The 16,993-nt window shown below is 39.6% G+C and carries 15 protein-coding genes; all 15 read left to right on the forward strand.

Features of this window, described 5'->3' with window-relative positions:
- Positions 1-86 precede the first annotated feature (86 nt).
- The 15 genes from acpP (at position 87) to AC27JP_RS07495 (ending at position 16,992) form a co-directional block, all read left to right on the forward strand.
- Complete coding sequence (acpP, locus tag AC27JP_RS07425) at positions 87-320, forward strand: acyl carrier protein (protein WP_077286054.1); 234 nt, start codon at positions 87-89, stop codon at positions 318-320.
- Between the two features lie 173 nt (positions 321-493).
- The gene (gene fabF / locus AC27JP_RS07430; RefSeq protein ID WP_487113620.1) at positions 494-1,726 is read left to right on the forward strand and encodes a beta-ketoacyl-ACP synthase II; all 1,233 of its coding nucleotides are present in this window, start codon (positions 494-496) and stop codon (positions 1,724-1,726) included.
- A 162-nt stretch (positions 1,727-1,888) separates the two neighbouring features.
- On the forward strand, positions 1,889-2,704 hold the full coding sequence (gene pabC / locus AC27JP_RS07435) for an aminodeoxychorismate lyase (protein ID WP_487113622.1): 816 nt from the start codon (positions 1,889-1,891) through the stop codon (positions 2,702-2,704).
- Positions 2,697-3,755, forward strand: coding sequence for an endolytic transglycosylase MltG (gene mltG / locus AC27JP_RS07440; RefSeq protein ID WP_487113624.1), 1,059 nt, complete (start codon positions 2,697-2,699; stop codon positions 3,753-3,755). Before pabC ends, mltG begins: the two co-directional genes overlap by 8 nt.
- Before the next feature lie 15 nt (positions 3,756-3,770).
- A complete protein-coding gene (gene tmk / locus AC27JP_RS07445) occupies positions 3,771-4,409 on the forward strand; it encodes a dTMP kinase (RefSeq protein ID WP_487113626.1) in 639 nt (212 codons plus the stop codon).
- Positions 4,410-4,412: 3 nt separating this feature from the next.
- Positions 4,413-5,381 carry a hypothetical protein gene (locus tag AC27JP_RS07450; RefSeq protein ID WP_487113627.1) on the forward strand — a complete coding sequence of 323 codons (969 nt, stop codon included), beginning with the start codon at positions 4,413-4,415 and terminating at the stop codon, positions 5,379-5,381.
- A gap of 2 nt (positions 5,382-5,383) precedes the next feature.
- The gene (locus AC27JP_RS07455) at positions 5,384-5,710 is read left to right on the forward strand and encodes a PilZ domain-containing protein (protein ID WP_487113629.1); all 327 of its coding nucleotides are present in this window, start codon (positions 5,384-5,386) and stop codon (positions 5,708-5,710) included.
- Between the two features lie 85 nt (positions 5,711-5,795).
- Entirely contained in the window at positions 5,796-6,572 is a 777-nt protein-coding gene (locus AC27JP_RS07460; protein WP_487113631.1) for a TatD family hydrolase, read from the forward strand.
- Between the two features lie 769 nt (positions 6,573-7,341).
- Positions 7,342-8,571, forward strand: a complete 1,230-nt coding sequence (locus AC27JP_RS07465; protein ID WP_487113633.1) for a nucleoside recognition domain-containing protein — start codon at positions 7,342-7,344, stop codon at positions 8,569-8,571.
- Between the two features lie 400 nt (positions 8,572-8,971).
- Positions 8,972-9,652 carry a GntR family transcriptional regulator gene (locus tag AC27JP_RS07470; protein WP_487113635.1) on the forward strand — a complete coding sequence of 227 codons (681 nt, stop codon included), beginning with the start codon at positions 8,972-8,974 and terminating at the stop codon, positions 9,650-9,652.
- A gap of 92 nt (positions 9,653-9,744) precedes the next feature.
- The gene (prpB, locus tag AC27JP_RS07475) at positions 9,745-10,623 is read left to right on the forward strand and encodes a methylisocitrate lyase (RefSeq protein WP_487114359.1); all 879 of its coding nucleotides are present in this window, start codon (positions 9,745-9,747) and stop codon (positions 10,621-10,623) included.
- A gap of 99 nt (positions 10,624-10,722) precedes the next feature.
- Positions 10,723-11,847, forward strand: a complete 1,125-nt coding sequence (gene prpC, locus AC27JP_RS07480) for a bifunctional 2-methylcitrate synthase/citrate synthase (protein WP_487114361.1) — start codon at positions 10,723-10,725, stop codon at positions 11,845-11,847.
- A gap of 179 nt (positions 11,848-12,026) precedes the next feature.
- Positions 12,027-14,645 carry a Fe/S-dependent 2-methylisocitrate dehydratase AcnD gene (gene acnD, locus AC27JP_RS07485; protein ID WP_487113637.1) on the forward strand — a complete coding sequence of 873 codons (2,619 nt, stop codon included), beginning with the start codon at positions 12,027-12,029 and terminating at the stop codon, positions 14,643-14,645.
- Positions 14,646-14,932: 287 nt separating this feature from the next.
- Positions 14,933-16,123, forward strand: coding sequence for a 2-methylaconitate cis-trans isomerase PrpF (gene prpF, locus AC27JP_RS07490; RefSeq protein WP_487113639.1), 1,191 nt, complete (start codon positions 14,933-14,935; stop codon positions 16,121-16,123).
- A 203-nt stretch (positions 16,124-16,326) separates the two neighbouring features.
- Positions 16,327-16,992, forward strand: coding sequence for a DUF2057 family protein (locus AC27JP_RS07495; RefSeq protein WP_487113641.1), 666 nt, complete (start codon positions 16,327-16,329; stop codon positions 16,990-16,992).
- The last annotated feature ends 1 nt before the right edge of the window (position 16,993 follow it).

Consider the following 16,993-nt stretch of genomic DNA (forward strand, 5'->3'; position numbering starts at 1 on the left):
TAAAATTAGAAGCTTGCATGGTTGGCTTTTGACGAATAAACTACACACAATTTTGAAAAATTGTATTTTCTAGTAAAGGAAAAAAAATGAGTACTATCGAAGAACGCGTAAAAAAAATTACTATTGAGCAACTTGGTGTAAGTGAAGATGAAGTAAAAGTTGAAGCTTCATTTGTAGACGACTTAGGTGCTGACTCTTTAGACACTGTTGAATTAGTAATGGCGTTGGAAGAAGAATTTGATACTGAAATTCCAGATGAAGAAGCTGAGAAAATCACCACAGTTCAAGCGGCAATCGATTACGTTACTGCTAACCAGTAATAGCTAGCCATAAGTAAACGAATGTTGATGATTTCAGGCGGTTTAATTACCGCCTGATTTGTTTTTATCATATTTAAAATATTGAGAAGCAAAGCTATAACTTAAGCCTTCTTAAGTCATACTTTCGCTACAATACCCGCGATTATTCTACTCTATCGGAGGCAGCACATCTCATGAGACGCGTTGTAGTTACCGGTCTTGGCATGCTTAGCCCTTTAGGCAACAGCCCTGAATCAACCTGGCAAAACTTATTACTTGGCAAAAGTGGTATTTCAAATATCACCCATTTTGATACTGAATTGTATCCAACGCGGTTTGCCGGTTTAGTCAAAGATTTTGACGCACAAGACTACATGGCTCGTAAAGAAGCCAAAAAAATGGACTTATTTATTCAATACGGTGTCGCCGCAGGCGTACAAGCGCTTAAAGACTCCGGTATAGAAATTACTGACGAAAATGCCCAACGTATTGGCGTCGCAGTAGGCTCAGGTATTGGTGGTTTAGGTCTTATTGAAGAAAACCACGCAAAACTATTAAAAAGTGGCCCTCGTAAGTTATCACCATTTTTTGTTCCTTCTACCATCATCAACATGATTGCTGGTCATTTATCAATTATGTTTGGTATGAAAGGACCTAACATTTCTATTGTTACCGCTTGTACTAGTGGCGTGCACAATATTGGTCATGCTGCACGTATGATCGCCTATGGTGATGCTGATGCTATGGTTGCTGGTGGCGCAGAAAAGGCCTCAACAACTTTAGGTATGGGCGGTTTTGGCGCAGCACGTGCGATGTCAACACGTAATGATGCCCCGCAGCAAGCTTCTCGTCCTTGGGATAAAGATCGCGATGGCTTTGTTTTAGGTGACGGCGCTGGTGTATTAGTGCTGGAAGAATATGAGCATGCGAAAGCGCGCGGTGCAAAAATTTATGCCGAGCTTGCGGGCTTTGGCATGAGTGGCGACGCCTATCATATGACATCACCTCCAGCTGATGGCGCAGGTGCTGCGTTAGCAATGACAAATGCCATTAACGACGCTAAAGTTGATATTGCAAAAATTGGTTATATCAACGCACACGGTACATCGACACCTGCTGGTGATATTGCCGAAACTAATGCGGTAAAATCAGTGTTTGGTGAGCAAGCGAATAACGTGATGGTTGGTTCAACCAAATCAATGACCGGACATTTATTAGGTGCTGCTGGCTCAGTCGAAGCGATATTTAGTATTCAAGCATTGGCTAATAATGCGGTACCACCAACGATTAATTTAGATAACCCTGATGAAGGTTGTGATCTTGATTATATTGCTCATACTGCTCGTGATGTAAATTTAGATTATGTATTGTGTAATTCGTTTGGCTTTGGTGGCACAAATGGCTCATTGATCTTTAAAAAGGTATAAACTCTAAATTTATTAACGCTAGTGATATTACAAGCATTAATTCATTTTAATTGTTTATTGTGTAAGCCTGATTACTTTTTTAAGTATTCAGGCTTTTTTTATTTTTGCCAACAAGGATTTAACATATAATGTTTTTAATTAACTTTGTTAGAAAATTCTTTAATGTATTATTGCAGTGTAAATGGACAACAAGCGAGTGAGTTGGCGATTAGTGATCGCGGTTTAGCCTATGGTGATGGTGTTTTTACTACCGCAAACGTGATTGATGGCCAGGTATGTCATTTATCACAACACATACAACGGCTAGTGACGAGTTGCAAAAGGCTTAATATTGCTGCGCCTGATTGGCATTTTATAGAACAAGAGCTAACAGAGAATGCCTGCCAATATTCTCAAGCGGTTGTTAAAGTTATCATAACCGCTGGACAGGGTGGTCGAGGTTATTCGCGCCAAGGTACGTTATCAAGTAATACTATTGTCAGCTTTTCCAGCTTTCCCTTGCATTATCTTGATTGGCAAAAACATGGAATATCTATGGGAGTTAGTGAATTTCAACTAGGCATCAACCCAAGCCTAGCAGGTATTAAACACCTTAATCGCCTTGAACAAGTATTGATCCGAGAGGAATTGAACGCTAGAACTGAAGACGATTTACTTGTGACTAATTGTAAAGGCATTATTGTTGAAGCAAGTTGCTCGAATGTCTTTTGGTTGAAAAATCACACTTGGTATACGCCGACACTTGTAGATTCAGGTGTTGCAGGTCTAAAACGTCAACAAATAATCAATACGTTGTCGGTAACCTATGACATTGAGGAAGTTCAAGCCAAGATTGAGGAACTTGAAAATATTCAAGCCATGATTATAACCAATAGTGTTATGGGAATTGTTCCTGTGCATACCTTCAATAAACGTTCATTGTCTGTACGGGCAAGCATAGAGTTAGCTAAAGCTATGAGTAGTACTAATCATGATTAAAAAAGTTATTTTGTTGGTTACCGTAGCCATATTTTTGATTGCAGGCTACTTAGTTGGAAATACGCTTTATCAAGTAAAACAACCGCTTAACTTAGCTGAAAATCAGTTGATAACGGTAGAAGAAGGTAGTTCATTTCATCAATTTTCTCGTTTATTAGTTAAAAAAGGTTGGTTGAAAAATAGATTTTGGCTACGAAATTACGTCAGGCTATATCCTGAATTGGCAAAGATAAAAGCAGGCACATATCAAGTATTAGCTAAAACCAATACACAGACTTTATTATCACAAGTTGTTGCGGGTAAAGAACATCAATTTAGCATTACCTTTATTGAAGGTACGTCAATAAAACAATGGTTTGAATTACTAGCAAAAACTAAAAATATAAGCCACGAGTTACCGGCGATTTTAACTGAAGGCGAAACTAATGAATTTGCCGTTTCATTTGTCAACAATGACAAAAAGATGCAAGCGCTAAATTTATTTGCACAACAATTTAACATTGATGTTAAAAACCCTGAAGGCTACTTCTATCCAGATACTTACGCTTTTTCATTAGGTGATTCAGATCTTGATATTCTTAATCGAGCACATGATAAAATGCTACAAGAACTTGATAAGCGTTGGCAAAACCGCGATGTCAGCTTACCTTATAAAACCAAGCATGAAGCGTTAACTATGGCATCAATCATTGAAAAAGAGAGTGGTAAGTATGCCGAGCATGAAATTATTGCTTCTGTTTTTATTAACCGACTTCACAAAAAAATGCGTCTACAAACCGATCCCACGGTTATTTATGGCTTAGGTGAGAATTATTACGGCGATATTAAATATAAGCATTTACGTGATAAAACGCCGTATAATACCCGTAAAATAAAAGGGCTTACGCCTACGCCAATCGCTATGCCAGGTAAAAATGCTTTAGATGCGGCTTTTGCTCCGGCAACAACAAATTACTTATATTTTGTCAGTAATGGCAATGGTGAACATATCTTCACCACTAACTTAAAAGATCACAATCGTGCTGTAAAAAAATATCAGCTAAAGAAATAAATTAGGGTTAAATGAATGAGTTCAAAAGGAAAGTTTATTGTTGTCGAGGGCATAGAAGGTGCCGGAAAGTCTTCAGCAATTAGTGTTATTGAAACGGTATTAGCACAACATGGCATTGCTTTTATAAAGACACGAGAGCCCGGCGGAACACCGTTGGCTGAGTCTTTACGAGATATAGTGAAGTCAGCAAGTCATGATGAAGTGCTTACGCAAGAAACTGAGTTATTGTTAATGTATGCCAGTCGCAGTCAACTATTAGCAAATAGAATTTTGCCGGCATTAGCGCAAGGAACTTGGGTCATAGGTGATCGTCATGATCTATCTTCACGCGCCTATCAAGGTGGTGGTAGACAATTTGATGATTCAATAATGAATGCGATTGCGGATGTTACCTTAAAAGGCTTTACACCTGATTTAACTGTGTATTTAGATATAGCACCCGAATTAGGTTTGGGCAGAGCACAAGCCCGCGGTGAACTTGATCGTATAGAATTAGAAAAAATTGAGTTTTTTGAGCGGGTTCGAAATAAGTATCTTGCTTTAGCTTCTGCCTCAGATACTACCGATATTATTGATGCGAGCCAAGCTATGCAAGACGTGCATCATGACGTATCAAAAGTAGTGGAAAACTTTATTGTCAAACAACAAGGTTAATAAATGCAAACTTGGCTACAAAATACCCAGCAGCAGCTTTCAAAACAAATACAAACGAGCAAGTTGCCACATGGGTTATTGCTTTCTGGCGTAACAGGCTCAGGTTATCAGGAACTTTCCTTATGGCTAGTTCAGGTGTTGTTATGCCAAAGCGACCATGCTGATGAGCTAAATATTTTACAGCCGTGTAGCCAATGCAAAACCTGTAAATTGTTTGCAAGTGATAATTATCCCGATCACATCACCGTAAGCACGGATAAGAGCACTATTGGTGTTGAAGAAGTGCGTAAACTTAGCCAATTTTTTGAAAAAACCGCTCATATAGGACATTTAAAAACAGCTTTGATCATACAAGCTGATTTAATGACAATATCAGCAGCAAACGCTTTACTTAAAACCCTAGAAGAGCCAACCCCGAATAGCTTTATTATTTTGACTACTGAGTGTGCAGAGACGTTGTTGCCAACCGTTATTAGTCGCTGTCAACAAATTAAAATACGTCCGCCTGTCGGCGAAAAATTGTTAGCGGAATATAAAACCACTAATGAACAAGGGCTTGCCTTAAAGCAGAGTTCAGAAAAGAGCGATTTATTTACTAATCTTAGTCACTATCCTGAGTTATCGAATGAAACTGTTGCAAATGACTTTAGCTTATTTCACGATAACGTCATACAATATCTATGTTATCACCAACAACGTGCTGAAGTGCTTAAAACACTCGTTGACAGCCGAGATGGTATGCGCTGGTTTGAGAAAGTAATCGTCGACATAATGCGACAGCAATGGCATTGGAATATAGCTAAGCCAAATAGTCGAGAAATGAACATTGGTGCTGAAAAAATATGGCAAATTCATCGGCTATTACAAACAGCAAATATGAAATTGAAAACACTTGTACAGATTAATCGGCAATTTCTAAGTGAAAAGCTACTCGTTGATATCAGCCAGGTCATTAACGAAGCAGAGGAATAGTTTTGGAAAACATTACGCTTGAATTTATATCTGATCGCGACTTGTACCAATCATATATGCCGTTTATGAAAAATGGCGGTTTATTTATCCGAACAACTGAGCATTTTGAATTGGCGACTGATGTTAAACTTATTGTCACTTTACCTGACTCATTGGAGTCATCAGAAGTTATAGGTAAAGTGTCGTGGATAACGCCTATTGGTGTGCAAAATGGCACTCCTGCCGGTATTGGCATCAGTTTTCTCGAAGATCCCGATAATATTCGTAATCAAATTGATAAAGCAATAGGGCGTTTACTTAATTCGTCTGAGCCCACTTTATCTATGTAAGTTAAAACTTATATTCTCAGTTGTTTACCAGCAGATAAAAAATCAAAAAATTATATAAATTAGCACTTTCGTGTGGAGTAACCTTGTGTTTATAGATTCTCATTGTCATTTAGACCGTTTAAAACTCGAAGAGTTTGACAATAACTTAGATAACGTCGTGGATGCGGCCCGAGCAAATAATGTAACTACACTTTTGTGTGTCAGCGTTACACTGGAAGAATTTCCGGCAATGGCTGAAAAAACGGCTAAATATAATAATGTTTGGTTAACCTGTGGTGCTCATCCGTTAAATCAAGATGATGAGATTGACCCTGAACAATTGCGCCAATTAGCCACTAACCCGCGGGTAGTGGCCATTGGTGAAACGGGTTTAGATTATTTTTATGCTCTTGAAACTAAGCAAGTTCAGTTAGACTCTTTTCGTAAACATGTTCGAGTCGCTAATGCCTTGAATAAACCACTGATTATTCATACTCGAGATGCGCAAGAAGATACACTTGCAATCTTACGAGAGGAAAAAGCTGATAACGTTGGCGGAATTTTACATTGCTTTACCGAAAGCTGGGAAATGGCCGAGCAAGCGATTGCTATGGGCTTTTATATTTCTTTTTCAGGCATAGTTACCTTTAAAAATGCTAGTGCCTTAAGAGAGGTCGCTAAAAAAGTACCTGCTGACAGATTTTTAATTGAAACCGATGCACCATACCTTGCGCCAGTGCCACATCGTGGTAAGCAAAATCAGCCTGCTTACGTAGTAGAAGTTGCAAAACACCTAGCGAGCATTCGTGGTACTTCTGTCGCCGATATCGCTCAACAATCAACGGATAATTTTCATCGTTTATTTGCTCAGACCAAAGCTTAATTTTTAATTACCGTAACTAGGGGCTGTTGATCTTTGTTTATATTTTCAGCAATAGGTTGTTTTTAACGTTAGCAAAGCAGAATGAACGATGTTTGGTTGTTCCAAATAAGTGAGATTCTAATGCCGCTAGGGTTAAAAATAGCCATTGCCCAAAGGGCTGAGTCTAAAATTGCCTTACTTTGCGTTGAAAATGACTGATTTAGATGACTAAATTGCACCATTTTCGCCTTAATTAAGGCAATTTTAACTCTCAGCTGAATTAATAAACAAAGATCAACAGCCCCTAATAAATTTGCAAAATAAAAAAAAGCCCAAAATCACTGCTGATATTGGGCTCAGGGGATGGCTCAAAAGGAGATGAGCCTGCGCTAATAAACTGTCAAATCAAATTATCGGTAATCGTTAAAATCAAAACTACTAATAAAAATTACTCTACTAATAAAGCATAGAGTTTGTTGTTGCGAGCAACAGGTTGATAAGTAACCTGTAAAACTAAGTGTAGTTTAACGTTGATTAAATGCAATATTATTTTTGATGTCGATATCTGTTTGAAAAATATGGTTTTAATTGTTATGCGATTTTTTGGGTTTTAATGTTGTTAAGGGGTTCTCCACCGCTTGCTTACTGCTTTTGCACAGCTTTTGCACAGCTCGGTGAGCCGTCATTTATTAGGCAATCATGGTTTTGTATGTCATGATATTTTCACAATAAAATATAACACCAAGTGAAATATAGCGTTCACTAATGCAATTGATATAAGAGAGTAGGTTTGTTAAATCGTATTTGGAGTGGTTTTTTCTTTGTTGCATTTTTTTCAGCGCTAGTACAGTGGCTTATTTTTGATAATGCATTAATTTTTCAACAAATAGTTAATGCTATTTTTGATATGTCAAAAGTAACTGTCGATATTGCGATTGGTTTAATTGGTGTTTTAAGCTTTTGGCTGGGTATGATGAAAATCGCTGAGCATGCCGGTATTATTGATAAATTAGCACAAATTATTTCCCCGCTGTTTACCCGTTTAATGCCAGATGTACCAAAAGGCCACCCGGCGATAGGCTCGATGACCATGAATTTATCGGCAAACTTTCTTGGTTTAGATAACGCTGCAACGCCGCTAGGTTTAAAAGCGATGCAAGACTTGCAATCACTTAACCCTGATAAAACCACGGCAACTAATGCACAAATACTATTTCTTGTTTTAAACACCTCTTCAGTAACTTTATTTCCAATTACCGTTTTTGTTTATCGTGCTCAGCAGGGGGCGCTAAATCCAACCGATGTTTTTGTGCCTATTTTATTAGCAACAACAGCGTCAACATTAGCCGGATTATTTGCCGTTGCTTATGTGCAAAAAATCAAACTTTATCAGCAAACTATTGTACTTTATCTCTCAGGTGGAATTGCTTTGGTCGTTGGTCTAGCGGCTTATTTTGCTACCTTGAGCGCTGACTTATTGGCGCAGCAATCGTCACTGATGGGCAACTTACTTATTTTTACAACGCTAATAAGTTTTATATTTTTTGCCTTAAAGCGACAAGTTAATGTTTATGACAGCTTTATTGCAGGGGCGAAACAAGGGTTTGAAACCAGCATTAAGCTTATTCCCTATTTATTAGCCATGCTATGCGCTATTGGTGTATTTAGGGCGAGCGGGGCATTAGATCTTTTTGTTGAAGCAATTCGTGCCGTGGTAACTTATTTTAACACTGATACTAGATTCGTTGATGCTTTACCGACCGCGTTTATGAACCCCTTAAGCGGCTCTGGTGCCCGAGCTATGATGATAGAAACCATGAACACTCATGGTGCAGATTCATTCGCCGGACGATTAGCGTCCATTGTGCAAGGGTCAACAGAAACGACGTTTTATGTCTTAGCTGTGTATTTTGGCTCAGTCGGTATTCGCTATAGTCGACATGCACTAGCGTGTGGCCTTATTGCCGACTTTGCCGGTATTAGTGCTGCAATAGCGGTTTGTTATTGGTTTTTTGGTTAGAAAACCTGGTTTGTTTAAATGGCAGATTGCTAGTCGTGCTAGTAGGCAATATTCCCTCGGAAAATTAGCTCAGTTTATTGCCTTGCTAATTAGCTTTGAGGCTATTTAACACCGTACAATAAACAGCAGAGTTAACATTGTCGACAGTATAATGCAGTTGTTCTTTTACCTAGCCATTTCAACTATTTTGATTTGTCAATTCGCATCATTTTTTATTTCTCTTTAAATTTCAGCTTATTACATAAGTTTTTCTTTGAGTTGTTTTGAACTTTTCCTCATAAGTACGTCGTATTTACGACTAATGTCTAGTATTTATTGTCGACAATTAGTGTGTTTTTACATTGACTAATAGCGATATCAGGTTATTATTGCTTTAACGTTTTCAAATGTGTCGACAATTATGGCTTTAGATAATCCAACCACACAAGCAGTAGTTACTACCGCAGATAAAGTATTTGACCAAATGCTGCATGCCATTGTTGAGGGGACAATCAAAGCCGGCAGTAAAATTAGCGAGCCTGAGTTAGCAAAACACTATCAAATTAGTCGCTCTACCTTACGTGAAGCATTAAACCGTTTAGAAAAATGTCATTTAATTGAACGTAAAGCCAATGTTGGCTCACGTGTAGTTGAGTGTTCTATTGCTGGTTTATTAGAAATTTATGTCGTGCGTGAAGCACTTGAAGGTATGGCATGTCGTCAAGCAGCAATTAATATGACTGACGAAGAGATTGTTGAAATGAAGGCGATGCTAGCACAGCATGCAAATTCAAAAGCCTTACGTGATGGTGTTTCTTATTATCAAGAAGAAGGTGACTTAGATTTTCATTATAAAGTTATTTTAGGCAGTCATAATCAGCAATTGATCAATATTCTTTGTGGTCAATTGTATCATCTTGTTCGCATGTACCGATGTCAATTTGGTATGAATAGCCCCCGTGCAACTAAAGCATTTGATGAACATTCACGCATTATCGATGCTATTGCTGACCGAGATGGTGAACTAGCTGAAATGTTAATGAGAAGGCATATCGCTGCCTCAAGAAAAAATATTGAAAACAAAATTAATCAACAACTATAACGCAACAATTACTGCAGCGTTTAGTTAATTTATTACAACATTTATACTTTAAAAAGGACAACACTATGTCTACAACTCAACCTTCAAATACTCTGTCTCCAGGGGCTAAGTTTCGCCAAGCGTTAGTGAATAATAAACCGCTACAGGTTGTCGGTACCATAAATGCCTATTGCGCTATGATGGCAGAGCAACTGGGCCATCAAGCGATATATTTATCTGGCGGCGGTGTTGCGAATGCTTCATATGGCTTACCAGACTTAGGCATGACGTCATTAAATGATGTTATTGCTGATGTACAACGCATAACTGCCGCTTCTAGTTTACCTTTGTTGGTGGATATTGATACGGGCTGGGGTGGCGCTTTCAATATTGCAAAAACTGTTCGAGATATGGAAAAAGCCGGTGCTGCAGCGGTTCACCTTGAAGATCAGGTTGCGCAAAAACGTTGTGGTCATCGTCCAAATAAAGAAATCGTTTCAACAGAAGAGATGGTTGATCGTATTAAAGCGGCCGTTGACGCTCGTACTGACGCTGATTTTTTCATTATGGCGCGTACTGATGCTTTTGCACAAGAAGGCTTAGATGCCGCTCTTGAACGTGCAAAAGCTTATGTGGCTGCTGGCGCTGACGGTATTTTTGCGGAAGCGGTAAAAACTGAAGAACATTACCGTGCTTTTACCGAAGCGCTTGATGTACCGGTATTGGCAAACATTACTGAATTTGGTCAAACTGAATTATGGAATAAAGAACAATTAGGCGAGTGGGGCTGTGCCATGGTGCTTTACCCACTATCAGCATTTAGAGCCATGAACAAAGCCGCTGAATCGGTTTACAAAACCTTATTAGCCGATGGCGATCAAAAGGCCGAAATCGATAACATGCAAACACGCATGGATCTATATGATTACTTAGGTTATCACGATTATGAACAAAAGCTTGATGCTTTGTTTTCGGAAGGTAAAAACAAGTAAATTCATAACACAACATACTAATAAAATTATATTTTAACCTTTGATAACACTAAGTCATTTTTAATGGCGAAAGATATTGATGGAATAGAGGAAAGAATGATGACAGATAAAAAACTATCAGGTGCAGGGCTACGTGGTCAAAGCGCAGGCGAAACAGCATTGTGTACTGTTGGTAAATCAGGCAGTGGCTTAACCTATTGCGGCTATGATGTTGCAGATTTGGCTGAGAATGCAACCTTTGAAGAAGTAGCTTACTTACTTTTTAATGGTGAGCTACCAAATGAAGCCGAGTTAGCGAGCTATAAAACAGAGCTAATGGCGATGCGTGATTTACCGCAAGCGTTGAAAGAAGTTTTACAACGTATTCCAGCTGACGCGCATCCAATGGATGTGATGCGAACCGGTTGTTCTTTTTTAGGCAACCTTGAGCCGGAAAATGATTTCTCTGAGCAACGACAAGCCGCTAACCGTTTATTAGCTGCATTCCCAGCTATCATGTGTTACTGGTATAAATACAGCCATGATAATGTTGAAATTGATTGTGTTACTGACGAAGCTTCACTAGGTGGACACTTCTTACGTTTATTAAATGGCACTACGCCATCAGATCAACATCGTCGTGTCATGGACGTATCGTTAATTTTGTATGCTGAACATGAATTCAACGCTTCTACTTTTACCGCCAGAGTTTGTGCGTCAACGCTATCAGATATGTTCTCTTGTGTTACCGGAGCTATTGGCACTTTACGTGGTCCACTGCATGGCGGTGCCAACGAAGCCGCTATGGATATGATTGAGAAATTTAAATCACCTGCTGATGCCAAAGAGCAAATGGCCGGCATGCTAGCGCGTAAAGAAAAAATCATGGGCTTTGGCCATGCTATTTACCGCACCTCTGATCCTCGTAATGTCATTATCAAAGCTTGGTCTGAAAAACTCGCAGCTGAAAATGGTGATACTTCACTTTACGACATTTCAGTGGCTTGTGAAGAATTTATGTGGGACACCAAAAAGCTGTTCTGTAATGCTGATTTTTTCCATGCCTCTACCTATAATTATATGGGCATTCCAACGAAACTGTTTACCCCTATTTTCGTTTGTTCACGCTTAACGGGTTGGGCGGCACACGTGATGGAGCAAAGAGACAATAATCGTATTATTCGTCCTTCAGCTGATTATACAGGTGCAGAGCCACGTAAGGTTGTTGCTATTACTGAAAGGTAGTTTGACTGGCTATTTTTCACAATTTCATCGTAAGAATGTGCTCGCATAGAGGTTACTATGCGTCGCACACTCTACATTGAACGAGTAAAAATTCCTACGCCAGTAACTGAAAAGTAGAGGAGTATAGTAAGTATATAACTTTCCAATGCTCCTTTTTCCCGATAAAAGTGGAATATATTATGAATTACGATTATCGAAAACCTTTGCCCGGTTATAAAATTAATGGCTCAACGATAGACTTCTTTGATACGCGAGCAGCGGTTGAAGCTATAACTCCGGGTAGTTATGCTAAATTACCTTATACTTCTCGTGTATTGGCAGAGCAGTTAGTACGAAAGTGTGATCCGACAGCACTTACTGACTCGTTAAAACAAATTATTGAAGGTAAGCAAGACTTAGACTTTCCGTGGTATCCAGCTCGTGTGGTATGTCATGATATTTTAGGTCAAACCGCATTAGTCGATCTTGCTGGTCTTCGTGATGCTATTGCAGAGCAAGGTGGTGATCCTTCAAAAGTTAACCCTGTTGTGCCAACGCAATTAATTGTTGACCACTCTCTCGCAGTAGAAGCTCCGGGTTTCGATCCTGAAGCCTTTGATAAAAACCGCGTCATTGAAGACCGCCGCAATGAAGACCGTTTTAAATTCATTGAATGGACAAAAACCGCCTTTAAAAATATTGATGTTATTCCTGCTGGCAACGGCATTATGCATCAAATCAATTTAGAGAAAATGTCTCCCGTTATTCAAGCGCGCGACGGTGTTGCTTACCCTGATACTTGTGTGGGTACTGATTCGCACACGCCGCACGTTGATGCCTTAGGTGTTATCGCTATTGGTGTTGGTGGCTTAGAAGCTGAAACCGTAATGCTTGGTCGCCCATCTATGATGCGCTTACCTGATATTATTGGGGTGAAATTAACGGGCAAGCGTCAACCTGGTATCACAGCGACCGATATGGTATTGGCGATCACGGAATTCTTGCGTAACCAAAAAGTGGTTTCAAGCTATTTAGAGTTTTTTGGTGAGGGTACTACTGACTTAACTATTGGTGATCGTGCAACTATTTCAAATATGACACCAGAATATGGTGCATCAGCGGGCATGTTTTATATCGATCAGCAAACCATTGATTACTTAAAACTAACAGGCCGTGAACCTGAGCAAGTTGAATTAGTTGAAACCTACGCAAAACACACAGGTTTATGGGCTGACGACTTAGTTGCGGCGCAATACCCACGTGTGATTGAATTTGATTTATCAACAGTATGTCGTAACTTAGCAGGACCATCGAATCCACATCGTCGTTTAGCAACGGCCGATCTGGCGTCAAAAGATATCGCCAAAAATTTAGATGCTTGTAAAGCACAAGAAGCCAATGGCGAAATGCCAGACGGCGCAGTTATTATTGCCGCGATTACCTCTTGTACCAACACCTCTAACCCTCGTAACGTTGTTGCTGCGGGCCTTGTGGCTAAAAGAGCTAATGAATTAGGCCTAAAACGTAAACCTTGGGTTAAATCGTCATTTGCACCAGGGTCAAAAGTGGCCAAGCTTTACCTTGAAGAAGCCGGTTTATTGCCTGAAATGGAAAAACTTGGCTTTGGCATAGTTGGTTACGCATGTACTACCTGTAATGGAATGTCGGGCGCATTAGATCCGAAAATTCAGCAAGAAATCATTGACCGCGACTTATATTCAACAGCGGTATTATCTGGCAACCGCAATTTCGATGGCCGTATTCATCCGCATGCAAAGCAAGCTTTCTTAGCATCACCACCGTTGGTTGTTGCTTATGCATTGGCTGGTACTATGCGTTTTGATATTGAAAAAGATATTCTTGGTCAAGACCAAAATGGTAACGATATTACTTTAAAAGACATTTGGCCGTCAGATGAAGAAATTGATGCCATTGTTAAAGCGGCAGTAAAACCTGAACAGTTTAAGAAAATATACACGCCAATGTTTGATTTAGGTGCCTTTGAACCTGCTGAAAGCCCGTTATATGACTGGGATCTTAAAAGTACCTATATTCGTCGTCCGCCGTATTGGGAAGGGGCCTTAGCAGGTGAACGTACCATGAAAGGTATGCGCCCATTAGCAGTACTAGGTGACAATATTACTACTGATCATTTATCACCTTCAAATGCCATTCAGTTAAACAGTGCTTCAGGTGCTTACCTTGATAAAATGGGCGTACCGCATGAAGACTTTAATTCATACGCAACTCACCGTGGCGATCATGAAACCACACAACGAGCAACGTTCGCTAACCCGAAATTGTTTAATGAAATGTGTCGTGACGAAAATGGTGAAGTTAAGCAAGGGTCACTTGCTCGTATTGAACCAGAAGGTGTTGAGTCTCGCATGTGGGAAGCGATTGAAACTTACATGGAGCGCAAACAGCCATTAATTATCATTGCTGGTGCTGATTATGGTCAAGGTTCGTCACGTGACTGGGCGGCAAAAGGTGTACGTTTAGCGGGTGTCGAAGTGATTGTTTCAGAAGGTTTTGAGCGCATTCACCGTACTAACTTGATTGGTATGGGGGTTTTACCGCTTGAATTTACCCATGGGGATACCCGTAATACTTATGGCATCGACGGTACTGAAACTTATGATGTTGAAGGTACCACAGCGCCGGGTGGTGCGATGACAGTGATCATGACACGAAAAAATGGTGAAGTTGTTGAGATCCCTGTGAAGTGTCGTTTAGATACTGCCGAAGAAGTTTCAGTTTACAACGGTGGTGGAGTATTACAGAAATTCGCCACCGATTTCTTAAAGTCTAATGCTTAAATGATTTTTTAGCTTTATTTCTTCGTTAGAAGTGTTCATTGACATTCGTCAACTCCGCGCTTCTGCCGTGAACTAAAGCTAAAACCCTGCTTTAAGCAAATAGATTATGTGCAATTATTTATAAAGCAGTAAGTCAAATAATAACTTACTGCTTTTTATTAATTGAAATATCGTAAAAAAAAACGCTATTTAGCAAGGCGAATGAAAGGAGCATAGACTTCTATGTAACGTCATTCAACGCAGCAAAATTGCTTTTTGAGAAACGAAAATATTGTGAAGGAAAAAGTATGACTCAAGTTCCTCAAGTAAAGATTCCAGCGACTTATATTCGTGGTGGTACATCTAAAGGTGTATTTTTTAATCTAAGCGATTTACCTGAGCGTTGTCAGGTGTCGGGTGAAGCGCGCGATAATATGCTGTTGCGCGTTATTGGCTCGCCGGACCCATATGGTAAACAAACCGATGGTATGGGCGGGGCTACGTCAAGTACCAGTAAAACCGTAATTTTAGCAAAAAGTGAAGTTGCAGATCACGATGTTGATTATTTATTTGGTCAAGTAGCTATCGATAAAGCCTTTGTTGATTGGTCAGGAAATTGTGGCAACTTAACGGCAGCGGTAGGTTCATTTGCCATCAGTAATGGTTTAGTTGAAGCGAGTCGAGTTCCTGAAAACGGTATTTGTGTGGTGCGTATTTGGCAAAAGAATATCGAAAAAACCATTATTGCTCATGTACCAATTATTAATGGTGAAGTACAAGAAACCGGTGACTTTGAACTTGACGGCGTGACCTTTCCTGCCGCAGAAGTGCAAGTTGACTTTGTTGCGCCGGTTGACCCATCTGAAGCCATGTTTCCAACTGGCAATGTTGTTGATGAGTTGCAAGTACCAGCAATGGGCACGTTTAAAGCAACAATGATCAGCGCAGGTATTCCAACTATTTTCTTAAATGCAGAAGAAATAGGATACTCAGGCACCGAATTACAAGATGCAATTAATAATGATGAAGCTGCGCTGGCTCGCTTTGAAACCATACGGGCTTATGGTGCGGTAAAAATGGGCTTAATTAAAGATATTAGTGAAGCCGCAGGGCGTCAACATACACCGAAAGTGGCTTTTGTTAGTGCGGCGCAAGACTATGTGTCTTCAAGTGGTAAAGCGATAGCATCAAGTGAAATTGATCTACACGTACGGGCTTTGTCTATGGGGAAACTACACCATGCCATGATGGGCACAGCAGCAGTGGCTATTGGCACCGCCGCAGCCATTCCAGGAACGTTAGTTGCGCTTGCAGCAGCTATGCCAGATGATGGCGACGCCGCTAAATCAGTCACCTTTGGTCATCCGTCAGGAACATTAAAAGTCGGTGCAGAAGCTGAAAAAATTAATGGTGCCTGGACAGTGAAAAAAGTCAGTATGAGCCGAAGTGCTCGGGTGTTAATGGAAGGTTGGGTACGCATACCCGGTGACTCTTTTTAATTTAACTTAACTTAATTTAAAAGTACGGTTGTACTTTGATAGCAATACAATTGATCAGCGCGAACAACTAAGTAGGGTGTCCGCGCTTTTTTTTATCAATATAAAATAAAGAGAAATACCGTTAAGTATTATATAGTGACTATAATTTTTTCAGTTGATAACGTTTTACTTTCGTATCTTGAATTTGTTAATAAAGGCCTTTTATGCGTGCAGCGTTTTTGTGTTTAATCTTTTTGATGTCATTGAGTGTTAATGCCAGTGTTTTAACTTTACCAGAAAATATTATCGTTATTAGTGTCGACGGTGTTGAGCAACCAAGTCATTTTTTCGCTCGCGAAACTAGGCTTGATTTACCCAATGGGCAGCATATCTTAGTTTTAAAGTATCAAGACTTATTTGACGGTGATGATGATCATACTAAGGTTAGCTCTAAACCTTTTGTACTGCTTTTTACGCTCACAAGAAATGAAGCAATCACTGTAAAACCCCCAATATTAGAAGAGTTAATTGCCGCTAAAAAGTTTGCAAAAAAGCCTGAAGTTAAATTATTTAATGCGAGTGGTAATGAAATTGCCAGTGTTAGCCAATCGTTAATTAAATTTAATGCACAAGGTACGTTGGCACAATTGGCTAATGCTAGCGCTGAATCTGCGCCAAGGGTCGATAAAAAGGCGGAACAACATGCTGATTTAGGTGCTAAAGTTGTTTTTGACAACCTATGTATGAATAGAGGTACTAAGCCTTTAGCGCAACTTGAACAGCTAAAATGTTTATGGAAGGCAAGCGATAAGGCACAGCAAGAGGCCTTTATTTATTTTCTTTTAGCTGAGCAACAGTCAATGTTAAAAACATTGAAAAAGGGTAACTAGG

It is taken from the genome of Colwellia sp. SU-HH01172 (assembly GCF_057553355.1).